The organism is Mesorhizobium sp., from assembly GCF_004963255.1.
Taxonomy (GTDB): domain Bacteria; phylum Pseudomonadota; class Alphaproteobacteria; order Rhizobiales; family Rhizobiaceae; genus Mesorhizobium.
This window is the reverse complement of sequence record NZ_SUGA01000008.1, coordinates 15,101-33,538: the sequence shown is the minus strand read 5'-3', so window position 1 is coordinate 33,538 and position 18,438 is coordinate 15,101. Positions and strand designations below refer to the sequence as shown.

Here is an 18,438-nt window from a genome sequence, read left to right as displayed (position 1 = left end):
TGATTACCCTGAAAGCTACTTGGGCGACCAAGGCTCGGGGAGAACGCCAATAGGCGGTCAGGACGCCCTGTTGGTCGAGCCGTCGGCTACCTCTTTCGGGGAGGTCCAGGCTAAGCCTTTCGAAGGCGTATCTGCCGGCGATGGCCTGAAGTTTCGTGTCAGGTGGCAAGGCAATGGACTTGCGGGCCACCTGCCATGCAATGGTCGCTTCCTCGCCTAGCCGGGCGCGGGCATGTCCGACGCGTCGCGCATGACGGCATGCCGCGATTTGAACTCACTAGAGCCGACGATGCCCAAGGCAATGGCATCGCGCGTCATTGATCCTCTGCGCAACTGTCGGGAATAGGTTTCCATCCCGTAGCCGTCCGCTGGGCGATCCAACAAAAGCATGTAAAGAAACCCGATATAGGCGCGGTCCGTCAGGCCTATAGTGGCATATTTGGCCTCGAATTCTTCAGAGCGAATCAACTCCATGACCACGTCGGTAAGCCGAGCGTCTCCGTTCTCGAGCGCTGCCGACAAGCGATCCAATCCTGCGGTGTCACCGTCATGGCCAAGGACGAGACAATAGGCAAAACTTGCCTGATGGACATAGGTGAACCCATCGGCAAACGTCGCCTCGGGGTTGCACCCCCGCTGCGGCTTGGGCAACGGTTGCGGGCCGCGCGTGATGTCGCGGACAGCCTTATAGGCGGGCTTCGGTTCGCCGGTTATCCATTTGCCATTGTTATTCGCGACGAGTCTAACCAGACCCATATTGGCTTCGAAGCTCGGGGCCCAGTAAGTCTCATCCAGCAGCTCATAGATATGCGCTGCCTCCAGCTTGTACTTCTCCTGGAGTTCGCGGAGCCGTGTCATCGTCTGTTTGACGCCGTCAGCCTGCTGCCGCTCGCTCCGCTGGCTTCCGTAGGGGTTATTGAATTCGGTAACCCAAATCGGCTTGCCGTAGGAAGAAATCTCGCGGAAAGCCCATTCGGGGTCTTCCCCGTACATGTGCCAGACAGAGATGTCCCAGGCGATCCCATCCTGCTTCATCCGCGCGAAGGCGCCGGTATGGCCCCAGCCAGCCGTGCCCATGGCTTTTTTTATGCTCGGATCAACGGCCGTCATGCCATCGGACAGCCCCTTAAGGACTGCGCTTACCTTCACCCAGCGCGGACCGTAGTAGTCGAGCACTCCAGTTCCACCTGCCGGCCCCCAGCCGCATGGATATTGCGATCCATCGTCACGCTGCTCGCAGGGCTTGATGATGGCGTAGACCTCCATCTCGTTGCCCAGTTCCCAAACGCGGATGTCGTTCTTGAACCTGGTGCCGAGCGCAACCGCCAGTTTCCGGGCCTCAACATAAAGTTGGTCCGGTTTCTCCTTGTCCAGGTCCATCCCGGGTGTAATCACTGGGAGGATTTCGATCCCTCTCCTTTTCCCGGCCTCGACGACTTGGGCCAGGGTATCTGCCTCGTCTTCGGCCGTGATGTTGACCCTATATGATTTGAGACCGAGGTCCTTGATGAAATCGAGTTGTTTTTCGATTGGAACACCCGGGTAGGAAACCACCGGATGGCCGTTCACCCCCCAGAGCAAATCAGCAGATGCGGGCGCGGCTGCTGTCAGCAGCAAAGCAGCCGCCGCTGCGAAACGAAACGACATGGCAATCATGCCTCCCTGCGCGACTTTCAATATCGGGATAGTCGGAACTGCAGGAGTCGGAAGCAATTTGCCCATACGGGTATGAGAGGCCGCGCTTTACCTCTTTTGGAGGCTGTAGCCTAGCCATCAGGCGGCATGACTATTTGATTGCGCTTCTGGAGTCAGCACTCGGATGATTGGCGGTGACTGCCGCGGATGAATAGAATTGATCGCTTCGTGCGACAACCACCGGGCCGGCTACACCTTCTGAGCATTTATCCGTAGACTTCCCCGAAATCCGCGTCGACCTGGATCATGAGTTCAAGATACTTCCATGCAATCCAGCGCCAGGAATAGCTGCTCGCCCTGGTATGGCCCTTGCCAACCGTTCGCTTGCGCAAATCCGGGTCGAGCGCCAGCTTCCCAACGTTTTCCGCCCACGATTGGACATCGTCCGGATCTGCATAGAGGGCAGAATCGCCACAGACTTCGGGCAGACACGGTGAAGTCGAGGCGACGACCGGACATCCCGACGCCATCGCCTCGACGGCGGGCAACCCAAAACCTTCGATCCGGGATGGAAACAGGAAGCAAACCGCGCCCTCAAGCGCTTTTTTGAAGTCGTGATCGCCTATGCGCCCGAGAAGGATGATGTTCCCCGGCAATTCGGGGACGTGCCGCAAGATCGTTTCCTCGTCGACATCGCCCGGCATCCAGAGGTCGAGTCCCATTTCATCGAGACGAGGGGCAAGCTTAGCCAAAAGTCCCATGTTCTTGTATTCTTGATCACCTCGGCCAAGGCAAACGACATATGGCCTGTCTCGATTGACGACGAGGGACGATCTGGTCGCATCCCACTTTTTCGCATGGTCGCTGCCATTGTAGGTAACGACGATGTTTTTCTCAGGTGCAATCCCAAACCTGACCAGATGGCTCCGCGAAAGTTGCGAAACCGTGGTGATCCGTGCGGCTCGCCTGCCAACCAGCGGAAGGATCAGGCGATGCGCCCAACGGAATCCCCGCGCATAGCTCGACGGCATCAGCCTCGTATGCATGTCATGGATGCATGCGATCTGACGCCTCATCACGACTGGCGCAAGGTTGCAAAAGCTGAGCAATCCGCCAGGCACATGCCAAGGCAGTTGCGCTTGCACCCAGAACTGCGGAAGTCGCGGCCTATTGAACTCGGGAACGACCCGGACTGTTATAGCTTTCAGAGGAAGAGGTTCGACAAGCGGGCGCGGCACCACGAGATCGATTTCAAGATCACGGCCAAGCGGATGCCCTTCCGAAATGAGGGCGTCGAGAGCCGTCGTCACCTCCAGTCCGTAACGCGCTACCCCGTTGCGCCGAAGCGTGGTGAAGTCGCCATTTATCGTCCAACGTCGTCTTGGCGGCTCGAAGTCCGCCGATGTCCTGCCGGGATGGCCAATCAGGTATTGCGAGCTTTCTGGAAGCGACTGGGCAACCAGTGCGGCAGTGCTGTGACCGTTCAAATGCCTGGACCGCCCGGCCGGCGCCGCATTGAACTCAGAATTGTCCATCGCCTTCTCCGCCTTGCCGACGAGCAGCCACCCTAACACTCCAGGAGACACAACGGCCCTCAAACGTTTGAGGTAGTTCCAGCGTCTGCCCTCGCCTGGCTGGATGATCCTCCGCGCCTGCGAATGACCCAACGGCCGTAGTGACCGCACGCGCCGGCGGTCTCAAACTAGGACATCGAGAGGGTGACATGGCACGGCGCTGGACTATCAACGGACGTTTCCTTTCCCAATCGACAACTGGCGTCCAGCGCTATGCAAGGGAGATCGTCCGTTCACTGGACGATTTAATCACCGAGCGTGCGCCACTTACCCGTGGACTCGAGATCAGGCTCCACTGTCCGCCGGGCAGCTCGGACGTCCTGCTCAATTCCATCGAACGTTGCGAAATTGGCAGCACAGGTGGGCATCTGTGGGAGCAGACCCAACTAGCAACCTCGTTGCACGGGGGCGGGCTGCTCAGTCTGTGCAATACCGGACCGCTTCTGGCTCGCAAGCATATTGTCTGCATTCATGATGCAAATGTGTGGAATGCTCCACAGAGCTATTCACTTGGATTCAGGGCCTCTTACAAAACGCTGCTGCCATGCCTTGGCAAGACAGCATGCAACATCTCGACTGTTTCCAATTTCTCGCTGGGCGAATTGGTTCGCCGCGACATTGTCTCGGCGCAAAAGGTCTTCGTTGCCCCGAATGGCCACGAACACGTCTTGCAGTGGAAGCCCGAACACTCGGCCGCGACGCGGCTGGCGGCCTCGCGGGATACCATCGTCATGATCGGCAGCGCCGCGCCACACAAAAATGTGGACCTCATTCTGGGCATGTCCGACCGCCTTGGCAAAGCCGGATTTAGGATCGCGGTTGTCGGCATGCCAGGTTCGCAGATTTTCAAAACAGGATCAGCCAGGGCTGAAGCTGGAAATATCCATTGGCTCGGTCGCATTTCCGATAGCGAGCTGGCTGCGCTGCTGACCGACTCGCTCTGCCTGGCCTTTCCTTCGCTGACCGAAGGCTTTGGTCTTCCGGTTGTCGAGGCGATGGCGCTCGGCTGTCCGGTTGTGGTGTCGGAACGTGCCAGCCTGCCGGAGGTCTGCGCAAATGCAGCTCTTTATGCCGCTGCCGACAACCCACTGGCATGGCTCGACCGCTTCATGGGGCTGCGCAACTCCAAAGCGCTGCGCCTGCGGTTGGCAGCAAAGGGAAAAGCCAGAGCCGAGGCATATAGCTGGAGAGCGAGCGCGATGCGCTACCTGCAGGCGATGGCCGCTGCCGACGGCATCGATACAGAGACCAAGGTCGTCAGGCTGCACGAGCTCACATGATGCTATGAAGGGACTGGACCGCGCCGATCGATTCCAGGATGGCCCGGTCGAAATTCTCTTCCGAAAAGCGCTGTGCGTTCGTGGCGCAGGCTTTGGGCGTGATAAGGTGGCTGTTTTCCTCGAACCGTTTGACCGCCTCCTTCAGATGCTCGATGGTCTGAGCCCTGAACAGCACCCCCGTCGGTTCGGGATCTGCTCCGAGGCGCCGCACGATATCGATCGCGCCGCCGCGGCCGAAGGCAATCAGCGGCGTCCCGCAGGCTTGCGCCTCGGCCAGCGCAATGCCGAAGTCCTCGCACCCCGCAAAGACCATCGCCTTTGCCCGGGCAAGCGTATCAACATACTCCTTGCGGGGAAGGAACCCCGAAAATGTGATATTCGGACCTGCCAGCGACCGTAGGCTAGCAGATTGCTGGCCTTCGCCGACGATAACCAGCCTTCGCGATGGCATCTCGTTGAAGGCCTTGATGACGAGATCGGTGCGCTTGTAGGGCGCGAGGAAGGACGCAGAGACGTAGTAGTCGTCCTTGTCGTCGACACATGGCAACTCCTTGAGCGCAACGGGCGGGAAAACAACCCGCGCGTCCCGTCCATAGATATGCTGTATCCGGGAACGGACATAGTTCGAATTCGCCAGCATCAGGTCCGGACCGTGAGCGGTTCTCGTATCCCACGTCCTCAGTCGGTGCAGCATGTACCGATAAAGCATTCCCTTCGGGCCAAAGCCGAGCTTGCCTTGTTGCAGATAGGAAAACTGCTCGTCCCAGGCATAGCGGACGGGGCTGTGCACGTAGCACAGATGCGGCTGATCAGGTCTGGTGATCACGCCCCGCGAAAATGCGGCCGAAGAGGAGATCACCGCATCATACCCGGTCACGTCGAACTGTTCGATCAGGAAGGGGCAAAAGAAAAACAGAGACCGGTAGAACTTCTGGACCATCGGTATCCGGTTGGCCGCGGAAGTGTGGAATTCCACGTCGCGGAAGTATTGCTCTTTCACCTCGGTCGGGAGGAAATCGAAAAGTGTGAACACCTCTGCATTGGGAAACTGCTTGCAAATCTGGGCCAAGACCCGCTCGCCGCCCCGAAAGTTGGGGCACCAGTCGTGGACGACCGCTATCCTGGCATATCTGTCGAAGTCGGGCGGGGCAGCCGGAAGATCCTCAATGGGCATTTCGACCGTGGCTGCGACGGCCAGGTCGGAAGAGCGTTCATGCAGCATTGTTGTCCCCTTCCTCCTTGGAGCCTCAATTTCTGTTTTGTCCCACGAGCCTCGCAAGTTGTCCGATCGGTCACGGATTGCTCCGGGTCATTTTCCACCTACCGCTTATGGTCGCGAGCTGCCGGTGACCAATACTTCAAAAGCGGGTGCCCAGGGGTAGGCCGAGTTGATCGGCCCCACTTTTATGCAGGCTGTTTGAGCCCTCGCGTCGTCCTAGGGTCAGTGCAAGCGACACCTGGACGAAAAATGAAACTTGCGGTGATTATCCCGACCCTCGGTCGCAGCGAGCAAGTTGCTCGCCTGCTGGGATATCTGGGTGGCCAGACAAGGCTTCCCGACGAGGTCATCCTGTCGGCACCCGATGCGACGCACGTCGAACTCCCGGGCCACTGCCCTTTCTCGGTGTCGAGTGTTTTCGGGCCCAAAGGATTGGCTGCCCAACGCAACACTGCCCTTGTGCCCTCGTTGGGTCGCTTCGACATCATAACGTTCTTCGACGACGATTTCGTTCCGTCCGCCCGGTACCTGGAGCAGATCGAGCAGGCTTTTGCTGAAAATGACGGATGGGCGGTAGTGATGGGCAAGGTCGTCAAGGACGGCGCTACCAATGCCGGGCTGACCTGGGACGATGCAGAAGCTGCGCTAAGAGATTCGGAAGGCCGAGAAACGACTGGACCATCAGTGGTCGATCATGTTGGCGCCTACGGATGCAACATGTCGTTCCGCGCTTCGCTGATTGGCGATTTGCGGTTCGACGAGCGCCTGGTCCTCTATGGCTGGCAGGAAGACATCGACTTCACCAGTCAAATGCGATCCAGGGGCCGCGTTGTATGCGTGACGTCGATCACGGGCGTCCATCTCGGGATCAAGACGGGCCGCGTCAGCGGAAAGCGATTCGGCTACTCCCAGGTCGCCAATGCGATCTATCTAATAAGGAAAGGCACGGTCCCTGCCTCCTTTGCCCTTCCCCTCATGTTCAGGAACATAGCGGCCAACCTCGCAAAGAGCCTTTGGCCCGAGCCGTATGTCGATCGCAGAGGCCGGCTCCTCGGCAACGCGCTCGCGATCCTGCACATCGCCATGGGCCGGATCGAACCCGAATACATCCTGAAAATCTGACGGCGAGAATGACAATGCGCAAATGGCTTTCAACAGTGGCAGGGATTTCATTAGCCGCAACAGCTGCCTGCCCCTCGCCGGCACCAGCTGCAGAGTACCTCCTTGGACCGCAGGACAAGGTCAGGCTGAAGGTTTACGAATGGCGCGCATCGCGTGATGTGATCTTCGAATGGACGGCTCTCAACGACAGTTTCGTCGTCGGCGCTGACGGCACCCTCTTCCTGCCTTTTGTCGGGCAGATACGCGCCGAAGGGACCGCTCCCGGCGATCTGGCCCGCTCCATAGGCGATCGGCTGATGCAACATATGGGCCTTGGCCGCCAGCCGGACGTGGCGGTGGAGATCGCGCAATACAGACCGTTTTATATTGTCGGCAACGTCAAGCAACCCGGCGAATTTCCCTTCCGGCCCGGCCTGACGGTGCTACAGGCGCTGGGTATCGCCGGCGGTTTGCCGATACGCGAGGATGATGTGTCTCGGCTCCAACGAGAGGTCATCTCAAGCCAGGGCGATGTCGGACTGCTCGCTCTGAGCAATGTCAGCCTGCTTGCTCGCAAGGCGCGGTTGCAGGCAGAATTGGCCGGCAGTGAGGATATAACTTTCCCCTCTGAACTGAGGGACAGGGCTTCGAACGAAACCGTCGCGCTGGCGATGGACCAGGAACGCAAGATTTTCGCCATCCGCAAGGAATCACTGGCGACCCAGCTCCGCTCACTTCGCGAACTCAAGGAATTTCTGCAACAGGAACTGGCCTCGCTCGAGCAACAGCTGACCTTCCATGACAAACAGATCGAGCTCATCCAAAAGGAACTCGCCGGTGTCTCGAATCTCGTCCAGAAAGGTCTTGCCGTTGCGCCGCGGGAACTTTCCCTGGAGGGGACCGTCGCCCAGATGCAGAGCGACCGGTTGGCGGCCGAGACCTCGATGCTGCGTGTCAGGCAGGACATGAGCAAGACCGACATCGAAATCCTCAACCTCGGCAACCAGCGTTCCAGCGAGATCGCAGAGAGCTTGCGCGAGACACAGCAACAGCTCAACGAGGTCACCAGCAAATCCGACACCGCGGTGCAGTTGCTGCACGAGACACAAGTTACTGCCCCCGCTCTGCTGGCGCTCCGGCAAAACGCCGCAAAGGCCAAGCCGATCTTCACGATTGTGAGGCCGAAAGACGGTGGCACGGAAGAGCTTGCTGCCCAAGAGACAACTCTTGTCGAGCCGGGCGATACGGTGAAAGTCGAAATCCCGCTGCCGAAATCGGGCTTGGATAGCTTGCCTGCAGCGGATGCCAGCGTCCAGGCGGAGACAAACGCTGTTGGAAGTACGAACTGACCAGATCTATGTCGGCGCCGACCCGTTGCTACATCCGGCTCGGCCGATGCCGTTCTTGCCGCAGGTCGCGGTTGGATGATCGGTCACAGTCACGCATGGTGATGTCGTCGGCCATTGTTGGAAAACGCCAACCTCTGCAAGAGCTGGTTTCGATATTTCGAACGGCATTCCCAAGCACTTTCCTTAGCACTTGCCTTGCACTCCGAGGGCGCATATCAGTTGGCGCACGCTGAGCTCTTGACCCCTGACGAAACTGCCTGCCGCGGCAAGCCAAACCGGTTCTGCGGGTGCCACTGGAGATATTGGTGCTCACAAGCATACTCGCCGTATCGGTGGCAGGGATACTACTGGGTTTTCGCTTCAGGGCTGCGGCGCTGCTCGCGGCGACTGCTCTGCTGGTGATCGGAATCGTCGCCTGGAATAGCTTGGGATCGCCAGGCTACGTGACTGTGGGCAAATCTCTGATACTGATATTTTTCTTGGCCGGCGCCTACCTCGTGGGCCTGTCCCTGTTGGTCTTCCGGAATCGAAACGAAGAGTGATCCGGCCGACGTTTCAGGAGGCCCTGTCGACCCGCATGACCGCGACGATAGTCCTCAGCAAGATCACGATATCGAGCCAGATCGACCAGTTCCGCACATACTGGCTGTCCAGCGCGACGCGGTTATCATAGTCCATGCTGCTTCTTCCACTCACCTGCCAAAGGCCGGTGAGGCCGGGTCTCGTTGCGAGATACTCTCCCTGGTGATCGCCATAACGCCTGAGCTCATCCCTGACGATCGGTCTTGGACCCACGCAGCTCATCTCCCCGCGCAGTATGTTGATGAGTTGGGGGAGCTCATCCAGGCTGGACTTGCGCAACAGCCGCCCGAAGAACGTAACGCGGGGATCGTTCCTGATCTTGTGGGTCTCTTCCCACTCCTTGCGTGCATCAGGGTTGGCATCCAGGTATGCGTCGAGAACCTGGTCCGAATTTGCGACCATCGAGCGAAACTTGTAGCAATTGAACGGCCGTCCACCGAACCCGACACGGCTGTGCGAGAATATCGCCGGACCTCCGGCCGTAATCCTGATCAGCACCCCGACGAGAATCATGACAGGCGCGGCCAAAACGAGTGCTATCCCGGCTATGACCAGGTCCATGATCCTTTTGACCAGACCTCCAACCGGAGGGTTTGTCGTTCCCCCGTTAATGACATTCGACAGGTCATTCAATACCGCCCCGGCACTGGCGTAATCACGCGAGGAAACGACATTCAGGACAACCCTGCTATCGACCGCCGCCGGCACAACCGACTGCGCCCAGATCGGCGCCCCCTGGTGCGACTGCTTTTCGAAGGCGTTTGTCATGTGACGGCCATTGTTCTTAGTTGTTTGACGCCAACAGTCTCCCAAGTGCGGAACTCTCGGGCAAGAAATGCAAAGGAGGTAGCGCGATACTGCAGAGGCTACGCCCTAATCCTCACGTATGAATTGCTCTACACGCTTTGCCGGCTTCCGAAAGCGCCATGGCTGGTCGCAACCTCACGGTACTTGGACGTCATCGCCCGTGCGTTCGTGAGAAGCACGCCAAATATCTTTGTCCTGGAGGCTTGCAGTGTTCTGACGAGTTCTCGCAGCGTGTCGACATGGGTTTTGCCCCACTCCGCGACGACCACGACACCGTCGAGTACCGATCCAACAACGAGATCATCGGGTCCGGATTCAAGCGTCGGCAGGTCTACGATGACTATGTCGTAGGCAGCCAGCTCCTGGGCAGCCGGATCGCCGGCGGTAACCTCGCTGAGGAAAGCCTGCATATTCCTAGGCACGAGCAGATCTCTTGATTCCACGACGAAACTTGAAAGCACGTCGAAACGCCGCCCCAGAGCGCGGACGATGTTGTATCGAACGGGATTCTGACACTCCATGCCCAGGCCATCGGAGCGCCCGATCAGTCGTGTGGTGGTCGTTGGTCTCCGAACATCGGCATCGATCACCAAAGTCTTCAGCCCGGACATCGAGTAAAGGGTGGCGAGATTGCTTGCGACGGCACTCTTCTGGCTGTTGTTCGAGACCGCGGTTAGTCCAAGGAACTTCATCGGGTTGCTCGTTTCAGCGAGGCTGATTTCCGTCCGCGCTTTCCTCAGGCTCTGGCTGTACCGCGACCAAGGATGCCTGGTCACCTCGTCGACGTTTCCGAATTCCCTCCGCTTGCTCGTAGGGGGCAATTCACCCACGCACTCCATTCCCAGATTGTCGCGAATATGACGTGGCGACCGTATGGTCCAATCGAACGAATGCCGCACGAAAGATACGCCAATGCCAAGAATGAGCCCTGCGACAGCCGCGAAAGCCAGCACCAGCTTCGGCTTCGGCGCACTAGGAGAAAGCGGAGCCGTCGCGGCTGTGATCACCCTTGCATCGGCGACCGGGTAAGATTGCTGGCTTACGGAATTGGTATAAGCCTGCAAGAAGCTTTCATATATCTTCTGGTAGGTGTCTGCAGTCACTTCCAACTCTTCGAGAGTCGGTTCGGGATTGATACCGTCACCGGCCTCACCGCTCACGCTGTAATCGTGTCGGGAACGGAACTCTTGTGCCCTCGCCCTCGCCTCGTTCATCTGTGTGCGTAGTTGCTGGAGGCGTTTCTCGAGCCACGCCCCACCCTCCTTTGCCGCCTCCGCCTTGGTATCGATCTGTTCATGCACAAAGGCATTAGCAGTCGCGTTGGCAATATTAGCGGCGCCTTCGGGGTCGGCGGAGGTGAAAGAGATGTCTATCGCGTACGAGACGCCCACCCTCCGAATGTCGAGGTCATTGCGGAAAATCGACATACTGCGCCGGGACTTCTGGTATTCCGTCAGCGTCACGGGCGCATCGGGTTCGCTCAAACCGAGATGTCGCTGAAGGGATGTGGCCCAGGTGCCGTTCCCAAGAGCCCCGACAAGGATTTTCCCGACTTTTTTGAATCTCTCCGGCAATGTCGGAGCCTCTGGCTGATTGAATTTGGGATCATCGACAAGTTTCAACTGGTCGATGACCATGGACGCGATCTTCTCGGATTGCATCACGGCGATCTGGCTTTCCACCTGGGCGGTGTCCAGTGACAGATTCACTTCGCCGCCCTCCTGCAGATGTTGCGGCAGTTTCGGCTCGATCAGAATCTGCGCGCTGGCTGTAAAAACCGGATCCGTGGTCAAATTGTAAAACCATGCCACCAAGAAAGCCGCCGCAAGACAGGCCGTGATGGTTCCGACGTAGTGTCTCAGAAATCCGGTTATGTCAGAGAGGCCGATGAATTCCTGTCCCGCACTAGCCTGCTGATCGGTCACCACAGGCCATTGGTTGGCGAAAAGGCGGTTCATACAACGTCTTCGGCGTGCACGAAGGACAATCCTTCCTGCACGACGCCCTGATACAGGTGCTTCATGGCGGCCCTCGCAATCCTAAACTATCCAAAAAGACTACGCCGGCGCGAGGGAAGGTAAACGCCACCAATTGGCGTAGACCTACACCCTATGAGAACGGAGAAAGTTCGGCAGGATGTCTCTTATTGTGGTCAGCAATGACATCTGATGCCCCAGCAGCAACTTTCGTGCCCGATTTGCCTCAAGGCCCCGGGCGAGAGTATCGAGCTTGGCAGGCATGCGCTCGCTCCGCTCGCCATTTTCCACCATCTCGAGGGAAAACGCCGCACAGTCCATCATCCGGTTTCGAGCCCGGCGAAGCTGCTCCGCTTCCTTTTCGATCTCCGACTGAATGCCGTCGAGCGCACGTGCCAAGCTTCTGAAGCGCCGGTCATCGACACTCTTCCGAAAAATCAATTCGAGAGATGTGAGCGGCATCATGCAGCCACAACCAGGGTCGGCACCGATGCGGACCAACCCTACGATACCTGATGGCTATGACCGGGCGAGATATCCTTTCGATCACCGATCGGTATCACCTATTGGATGATAGCGCGCGAACCGGGGGGTAGAGCTACCCGAATTCATGAAGGGGCCGGGGCACGCTGCCATGCTAGGAAAGTTGCGACAATTTCGGAGCGGTAGCCGTGACCTTGAAGATAGTCAGCCAGGCCAAGCCGAACACATTCGCGTTCGAAAACAGCGCGCTCATCAAGGCCACTGGTTTCCAGGAATATGACGCGCGCTGGCGGTTCGGGCATCCGGGCTCCGAGGGCGAACCCGAACTCAACTTGATGGGCGCCCAAGCGCTGAGCATCGGTCTCGGCACTCTGATCCGCCGCATGGGCGTCGGCCCGGAAATCATCGCCGGTCACGACTTTCGGAGCGGTGGCGACAGATGTTCGAGGCAATCGACGCGGTGCTGCGCCGCAATCCAGAGGTCGGAGCGTACAACCAGACATTCTGAGAGGAACTGAAGCATGGCACACCGGATCGTAAGTTTCGTCATGAGCGGAGGTGTCGGATCGCGGCTATGGCCGCTCTCGCGCGAAGACAATCCCAAGCAGTTCCACGATCTGTCGGGGGATGGCTCCATGCTGGCGAAAACGGTCCGCCGCCTGAAGGCGTGGCCGAGCAGCGAAACGCCGATCTATCTGATAGCGTCCGAACGTCATGCCGAACGCGTTATCTCTGACATAAGTCCGCTCGGACTGAACGGTGGAAGGCCGATCTTCGAACCCCTGGGCCGCAATACTGCGGCGGCGGTCGCAATAGCGACACTGCAGACGATTTCCGAACACGGCAAGGATGCGCTTGTGCTTGTGGTCCCTTCCGATCACGAGATATCGACCGAAACGCAGTTCTGGGAAACCGTGGAGGCGGGCATGCCTGCCGCTGACTCGGGAAGCATTGTCGTGTTTGGCATCAAGCCCACTCATCCGGAGACCGGATATGGGTACATCGAGGTTGCCGCCAATGACGATGGGGCGGCCGCGGTTTCCCGGTTTGTCGAAAAGCCAGACAGCGAGACGGCGCAAAAATATCTGTCGTCGGGAAGGTTCTACTGGAACGCAGGCATCTTCCTGTTTCGTGCAGACACGATGCAGAAAGCCTTGATCAGGTTTCAGCCTGAAATCTGGCATACTGCGGAACGGGCCTTCAAGACAGCAAGGACCGACGTGTCAGGCCTCTACTTACCCCAAGGCTTCTATTCGGCGATCCCTTCTACATCCATCGACTATGCCGTCATGGAACATGCGCAGCGCATCGCGATGGTGACGGCTTCGTTCCGCTGGAACGATCTTGGGTCATGGCAATCATTGCTGGAGTCCAGCCCCGCGGACGGCAACGGAAACGTGTTAACGGGCGATGTCATCGCCCTGGACTGCGACGGTTCCTACCTCAGGAGCCAAGGTCGGCTGCTCACCGTGATCGGAATGAAGGATGTGGCGGTGGTCGCAACACCGGACGCAATATTCGTCGCCCCGGTCAGCCATAGCCAGAATGTGAAGAAAGTCGTGGAACAACTTGAGAAAAGCGGGCGACTAGAGACGAAGTTCACCGCATCGGAAGACCGGGTCATTGTCAGCGGATCATGGCGCAAGCGCGTCGAGCACTGGCTTTTCAACGAGACTCTTCCGCTATGGTCGACCGCAGGGGTCGACACTGTTCATGGAGGCTTTCACGAAGCGCTCGGTTTCGATGCGAGGCCATTGGGCAAGCCCAAGCGGATGCGGACGATGGCCCGCCAGATCTATGCTTTCGCTGTAGCCAAGGAACGGGGCTGGGCCGGGGCCGCCGACAAGCTCATCGACCACGGAATTGAGTTCATCGCAAAACACGGCCGCACCGACCGGGGCGGCTGGGTGCGCGCCCTGAATTCCAACGGAAGCGTGGCCGATCCGATGGAGGATGCCTACGACCATTCCTGCGTGCTTCTTGCGCTTGCCCACGCCTATAGATGCGGTCACCAGACGGCTTTGCAGCTCGCACAGGAGACATTTCATTTTATCGATTCCCACCTTGAGGATGGCAGCCTGAATGGCTTCCTGGAGACACCCGGCTGGAACGGCGTCCGGTCCTCGAACCCGCACATGCACATGCTCGAATCGTTCCTTGCCTGGCATGACGCAACCGGCGACCGCACATATCTTCGTCGAGCGGCTCGCGTGATCGATCTCTTCCGGTGTCATTTTTTCGATCAGGAAAGTTGGACGCTTGGCGAATATTTTGACGCCGACTGGCTGCCGTTGCCCGGAGACAAAGGGCAATGGACCGAACCGGGGCATCATTTCGAATGGGCCTCCCTGCTCGCGGACTTCGCGCGGGCCAGCGGGCAAAAGGATTTGGCTGCTTACGCCAGGAAACTCTATTCCTCAGCAGTTGCCAGCGGATTGAATCGAGCCACAGGGCTGGCATATGCGGCCGTGTCGCGACAAGGAATGCCTCTCGACAGACTCTCGCGCAGCTGGCCGCAATGCGAGGCTGTCAAGGCGGCGATCGCGCTGGACAATATCGGCGGGCCTGATCTGAAACCCGAAATCGAAGCCCGTGTCGCGCGCCTTTTCAGATGGCATATCGATCCCGCACCGCTTGGCTTGTGGGTGGACAGGATCGACGAGCGCGGTCGGTCGCTTGCGACTGAGGTTCCAGCCAGCATCTTCTACCATCTGGTGACGGCGCTGACGCAGTATCTCGACAAGACCGAGGGACAGGTCGAACCGTTTCCGCTGCCTTCCCAGAAAAAGGACAGCCCCTCATCGAAGCAGGTCTACGGCTGAAGAAGCGACGGGGCCTCGCTTCGCGACGGCGGCGGATCTCCAAGCGGGATGTCTTTAATGCCGAAGAACACGAGGTACTGCTAATTCGGTATCCCCTTGCCTCTGGGTCACCGCTGCAAACTGGGTTACCGTCACCATTGCTACACCTTAAAGAGAAGGGTCCAACCCTCGGTCTCTTGGACTGCGCACACTCGTCAAGATATTGGAAATAGGAAGCTTTTTGTCCGGGTAGTTAAGACGACGATGGCAAAAAAGAAATCGAGAGGCAGGCGTAGTGGCGATCTCCTGAAGTTGCTGGCAACAAGGCCGCGGGCGGTCGCGCTCGCCGCGCTGCATGTGAGTGAATCGGTCCTTTTGGAACTCGAGGCCTCGGAAGTGTTGTCGCCGGCGGAGATCAGGGGGCTGCTGAGGGACGCGTCGCTGACTTTGCGCAATGCTGCCGACCAGGCGGACAACCGGAGCTGTCTGGTTGCCAGTGAGATAGTTGAGTCAATGAGAGAGAACTTTAAGCGAAGTAAGTCATAGATGATACCCGACCTCGCGGGTATCAACCGGACCACAACTGGTTTTGAGCCAGAGTTGGCGCTCGGTTCGATGTCACAATGCCTTCCCGTTCCGGCCTTCAAAAAGGTTGCTCATCACGCGAAATTTCATATACATGATGAGGTTAAGGGAGGTATACAGGCAGTTGAGGGCGAGGGGTACGGATGACGTTTGCTTCACGTTCTTTTTCGAAAGGGGACGAGCACCGTTCGTCATACGTTGGACTTAACGATGACGACGCCGCTTTGATGAAGACGCTCGGGTTGGCTGCCAAGCGATATCCAGCCGACGCGGTAATCTTCAGCCAGGGCGACAGCAACGATCGTATATACATCGTTGAGTCAGGGTGGGGCTGCATTTCCCACGAGCTACCTGGGGGACAGCGGCAAATTTTGGATTTTAGCTTAACCGGTGATGTGGTGCTGCCTCAATCATATGGAAGTGGCACCGTCGAAACGTTCGTGAGCTTAACCGAACTGTCGGTGTTGGTGGCGCCTACCAAGACGCTCACGCTGGCCGCTATGAAATCGCCTCATCTGTTCTCGTTCATCATGGACGCTCTGGTGCGCAACGGTGCTGTGATAGCTCAGCACCTCGCCAATGTAGGACGGCGCACCGCCTTGGAGCGAACGGCGCATTTGCTGCTTGAATTGACGGGGCGTCTGCGGCGTGTTGGCGCCGTTGACCGCAACGGCTTTGATTGCCCCCTCACGCAATACGATCTCGCTGACGCCCTTGGCCTTACCCCGATCCATGTGAATCGAATGTTGCGGGAGCTCCGCGAGCGCAAGTTCCTCGAGTTCCGCCAGGGTCATGTCCGCCTGCTCGATGCTGCCGGCCTGACAAAGTTTGTGGGATTTGATGGCGACTATGTGAAGGACTGAGGGCTCTTCCAAAACGCTTCCCTCGAAAATTCCGGCTCTACAAGACTAGGCCGACTTCCTGGAGAACGACGCGGAGCATCCTGACGCCGGGCTCGACTATATGCTGGCCCCGGTGCAGGCTTCCCTTACCCGCTCTTTCAGGGAGAATTGAGCAGTTAGGACGAGGCATCCGAAAGCAGATGCCGCCGAAACGAGCGCGGAAGCCGCGCGCCCGTTATGCCCGCAACGATCTTCGCGGGATGTCGAGCCGTAAGGCTTCGGTCGTTCTATCGCGGTCGGCGGCCCTGTCGAAGAAGTATCCTTGAGCGAAGCGGCAGCCAAGGCGTTTGAGCTGCATCGCCTGATCGGCCGTCTCGACACCTTCGGCAATGACACGCATGGCAAGCCCGTTCGCCATATCGATAATGGCTTTGACGATTATTTCGCCCGCGCCGCCATCGGACATCTGATGCACGAAGCTCTTGTCGATCTTGATGATGTCGACGGGAAAGTTCAGCAGATGGGTGAGCGAGGCATAGCCTGTTCCGAAATCGTCCAGCGCCACGAGCAGCCCATCGGCACGCAATTCCCCGATTGCCCGGGCGACCTTGCCATCGCGGTCATCCATATAGACAGACTCCGTCACCTCAAGAACGACGTGCCCGATCGGAATGCCATGACGCGCAAAGGCGCGAGAAATCCGCTCGCGCAGGCTTCCTTTCTGAAAATCCGCCATGGAGACGTTCACGCTGACATATTGCGGCGGTATCGCTTGCTCGAGCCAGTATTTGATGGCGCTCGCCACCTGATCCAGCATTCGGTCGGTCAGGAGATTTCCCATGGAAAAATCCTGCAGCGCTTCCGACAGCAGGCCGGCCGAAATAATTTCGCCGTCCCGGGTGCGAACGCGGCAAAGCGCCTCCAGGCCCACCGTTCTTTCGCTGCTCAGATCCACGATCGGTTGATAGTGAGCTTCGACGCGACCTTCAGCCAGCGCGCTTGTTGCCGTTTGCAGAATGCGGAACCGCTGAGCGATCGTGCTGGCAAGATCGTCATTGTAGAGCACGAAGCTTCCTCGTGCCGCCTGCTTGGCATGGTGAAGCGCAAGATTTGCATGCTGCAGGAGTATTGGCACCTGGCATGGTTGCGATTGATTGGACAATGCCCCGCCAGAACTGACCGACAGGGAGAATGTGGCCTCCTCGCCGGGAAAGGAGTGTTCCTCTGTCGCCTTCAATATCTGCGAGGCAATTCTCGACAGGCTGATGGCCGGGCTCATCCTCTCGATCAACACGGCAAACTCATCCGCATCCACCCTGAAAGTCTTTTCGGGCGCGGCGATCCGCGCAATGGTGCGGCCTACGCTGCGGATCACTTCGTCGCCGGTCGCATGACCAAAGGTGTCATTGACGCGGCCGAGGTGATCGATATCAACCAACAAGATTGCGAGTGGATCCTCGCCCGCACTGGAAGCCAATTCCAACGCCTTGATGAAATGGGCGCGATTTCCCAGCCCTGTGAGCAGATCATAATATGCCAGGCGCTGGTTTTCGGCCCTTGCTTCCTCTCGCTCCAGCGCGAGTGAGCAAAGATCGACGCATCGGTTGACGATCAACCACTCTTCGTCAGTCGGTCCTCGATGCTCCCGATAATAGAATCCGAAGGCTCCGAGCACACGGCCGTCACTTTGCATGATCGGACTGGACCAGCAGGCCTTGACGCTATGCTCCCTGGCCAAAATGCCGGCAAGCGCCTGATAGGGACCCCAAAGGGGATCCGTGAAGATGTCTTGGACCGCGACAGGCGTCCGTCGAAAGGCGGCAGTTCCACATGAGCCGACATTGGGTCCGATCGGTATCCCGTCCAATGCCGAGCAGTAGTCACTCGATATGTTTGGCCCGGCCAGCGGATGGATGATCCCTTCGCGATCGATTGTAACGATCGAGCAGAGCGTATCCGCAGAAAGCTGTTCGGCATAAAGGCAGATATGGGCCGCGGTTTCCTCGATCGACCGTCCCTTGGCGATCATGTCCAAGACGGCTTGTTGAAGCTGCTCCGCCACGAGGCTCCTCCGCAGTCACTTCTGCTTGGACTGTTGAGCCGGCAGCATGATTATCCTGTTCTGCATGTTGATGTCCCCGCAGATACTTCTCGTTCATCGTTTGGCGTGCCGCACCTACATCAGTAGATGTTCGGGGCATCGG

The 18,438-nt window shown here is 58.3% G+C and carries 12 protein-coding genes and 1 pseudogene; 6 read left to right on the top strand and 7 right to left on the bottom strand.

The features are described from left to right. Nucleotides 1-216 precede the first annotated feature (216 nt). Nucleotides 217-1,656, bottom strand: coding sequence for a DUF4214 domain-containing protein (locus E5X34_RS11430; protein WP_292564266.1), 1,440 nt, complete (start codon nt 1,654-1,656; stop codon nt 217-219). A gap of 245 nt (nt 1,657-1,901) precedes the next feature. Next, complete coding sequence (locus E5X34_RS11425) at nt 1,902-3,170, bottom strand: glycosyltransferase family 1 protein (RefSeq protein WP_292564263.1); 1,269 nt, start codon at nt 3,168-3,170, stop codon at nt 1,902-1,904. 188 nt (nt 3,171-3,358) lie between these two features. Here E5X34_RS11425 and E5X34_RS11420 point away from each other — a divergent pair, with 188 nt between their 5' ends. Further along, nucleotides 3,359-4,489, top strand: coding sequence for a glycosyltransferase family 1 protein (locus E5X34_RS11420; RefSeq protein WP_292564260.1), 1,131 nt, complete (start codon nt 3,359-3,361; stop codon nt 4,487-4,489). Here the strand turns inward: E5X34_RS11420 and E5X34_RS11415 are convergent. Continuing rightward, entirely contained in the window at nt 4,482-5,663 is a 1,182-nt protein-coding gene (locus tag E5X34_RS11415) for a glycosyltransferase (protein WP_292564671.1), read from the bottom strand. The two genes, E5X34_RS11420 and E5X34_RS11415, sit on opposite strands and share 8 nt — an antisense overlap. 294 nt (nt 5,664-5,957) lie before the next feature. Here E5X34_RS11415 and E5X34_RS11410 point away from each other — a divergent pair, with 294 nt between their 5' ends. Both E5X34_RS11410 and E5X34_RS11405 read left to right on the top strand, forming a co-directional pair. Continuing rightward, entirely contained in the window at nt 5,958-6,830 is an 873-nt protein-coding gene (locus tag E5X34_RS11410) for a glycosyltransferase (protein WP_292564258.1), read from the top strand. A gap of 14 nt (nt 6,831-6,844) precedes the next feature. After that, entirely contained in the window at nt 6,845-8,158 is a 1,314-nt protein-coding gene (locus tag E5X34_RS11405) for a polysaccharide biosynthesis/export family protein (protein ID WP_292564255.1), read from the top strand. Nucleotides 8,159-8,713: 555 nt separating this feature from the next. On the opposite strand, the gene E5X34_RS11400 is transcribed toward E5X34_RS11405, so the two are convergent. The 3 genes from E5X34_RS11400 to E5X34_RS11390 all read right to left on the bottom strand — a co-directional run bounded on the left by E5X34_RS11400 (nt 8,714) and on the right by E5X34_RS11390 (nt 11,988). Next, nucleotides 8,714-9,508 carry a sugar transferase gene (locus tag E5X34_RS11400; protein ID WP_292564252.1) on the bottom strand — a complete coding sequence of 265 codons (795 nt, stop codon included), beginning with the start codon at nt 9,506-9,508 and terminating at the stop codon, nt 8,714-8,716. A gap of 128 nt (nt 9,509-9,636) precedes the next feature. Further along, nucleotides 9,637-11,505 (bottom strand): GNVR domain-containing protein, encoded by a 1,869-nt coding sequence (locus tag E5X34_RS11395; protein WP_292564249.1) that lies wholly within the window; start codon nt 11,503-11,505, stop codon nt 9,637-9,639. A 144-nt stretch (nt 11,506-11,649) separates the two neighbouring features. Beyond that, a complete protein-coding gene (locus tag E5X34_RS11390; protein WP_292564246.1) occupies nt 11,650-11,988 on the bottom strand; it encodes a hypothetical protein in 339 nt (112 codons plus the stop codon). A 206-nt stretch (nt 11,989-12,194) separates the two neighbouring features. On the opposite strand from E5X34_RS11390, the pseudogene E5X34_RS11385 reads away from it, so the two are divergent. The 3 genes and pseudogenes from E5X34_RS11385 to E5X34_RS11375 all read left to right on the top strand — a co-directional run. After that, a pseudogene (locus E5X34_RS11385) lies at nt 12,195-12,434 on the top strand (phosphomannomutase/phosphoglucomutase); the annotation flags it as partial. A gap of 93 nt (nt 12,435-12,527) precedes the next feature. Continuing rightward, nucleotides 12,528-14,828, top strand: coding sequence for a mannose-1-phosphate guanylyltransferase/mannose-6-phosphate isomerase (locus E5X34_RS11380; RefSeq protein WP_292564243.1), 2,301 nt, complete (start codon nt 12,528-12,530; stop codon nt 14,826-14,828). Nucleotides 14,829-15,619: 791 nt separating this feature from the next. Beyond that, a complete protein-coding gene (locus E5X34_RS11375) occupies nt 15,620-16,255 on the top strand; it encodes a Crp/Fnr family transcriptional regulator (RefSeq protein WP_292564240.1) in 636 nt (211 codons plus the stop codon). Nucleotides 16,256-16,469: 214 nt separating this feature from the next. Here E5X34_RS11375 and E5X34_RS11370 read toward each other — a convergent pair whose 3' ends face one another. Further along, entirely contained in the window at nt 16,470-18,296 is a 1,827-nt protein-coding gene (locus E5X34_RS11370; protein WP_292564238.1) for an EAL domain-containing protein, read from the bottom strand. Between the last annotated feature and the right edge of the window lie 142 nt (nt 18,297-18,438).

Excerpts from the sequence above, each read along its gene's own strand:
- E5X34_RS11375 (WP_292564240.1), top strand. The coding sequence starts at position 15,620 with ATGAAGACGCTCGGGTTGGCTGCCAAGCGATATCCAGCCGACGCGGTA.
- E5X34_RS11395 (WP_292564249.1), bottom strand. The coding sequence starts at position 11,505 with ATGAACCGCCTTTTCGCCAACCAATGGCCTGTGGTGACCGATCAGCAG.
- E5X34_RS11420 (WP_292564260.1), top strand. The coding sequence starts at position 3,359 with ATGGCACGGCGCTGGACTATCAACGGACGTTTCCTTTCCCAATCGACA.
- E5X34_RS11390 (WP_292564246.1), bottom strand. The coding sequence starts at position 11,988 with ATGATGCCGCTCACATCTCTCGAATTGATTTTTCGGAAGAGTGTCGAT.
- E5X34_RS11400 (WP_292564252.1), bottom strand. The coding sequence starts at position 9,508 with ATGACAAACGCCTTCGAAAAGCAGTCGCACCAGGGGGCGCCGATCTGG.
- E5X34_RS11430 (WP_292564266.1), bottom strand. The coding sequence starts at position 1,656 with ATGATTGCCATGTCGTTTCGTTTCGCAGCGGCGGCTGCTTTGCTGCTG.
- E5X34_RS11425 (WP_292564263.1), bottom strand. The coding sequence starts at position 3,170 with ATGGACAATTCTGAGTTCAATGCGGCGCCGGCCGGGCGGTCCAGGCAT.
- E5X34_RS11405 (WP_292564255.1), top strand. The coding sequence starts at position 6,845 with ATGCGCAAATGGCTTTCAACAGTGGCAGGGATTTCATTAGCCGCAACA.
- E5X34_RS11410 (WP_292564258.1), top strand. The coding sequence starts at position 5,958 with ATGAAACTTGCGGTGATTATCCCGACCCTCGGTCGCAGCGAGCAAGTT.
- E5X34_RS11415 (WP_292564671.1), bottom strand. The coding sequence starts at position 5,663 with ATGCCCATTGAGGATCTTCCGGCTGCCCCGCCCGACTTCGACAGATAT.
- E5X34_RS11380 (WP_292564243.1), top strand. The coding sequence starts at position 12,528 with ATGGCACACCGGATCGTAAGTTTCGTCATGAGCGGAGGTGTCGGATCG.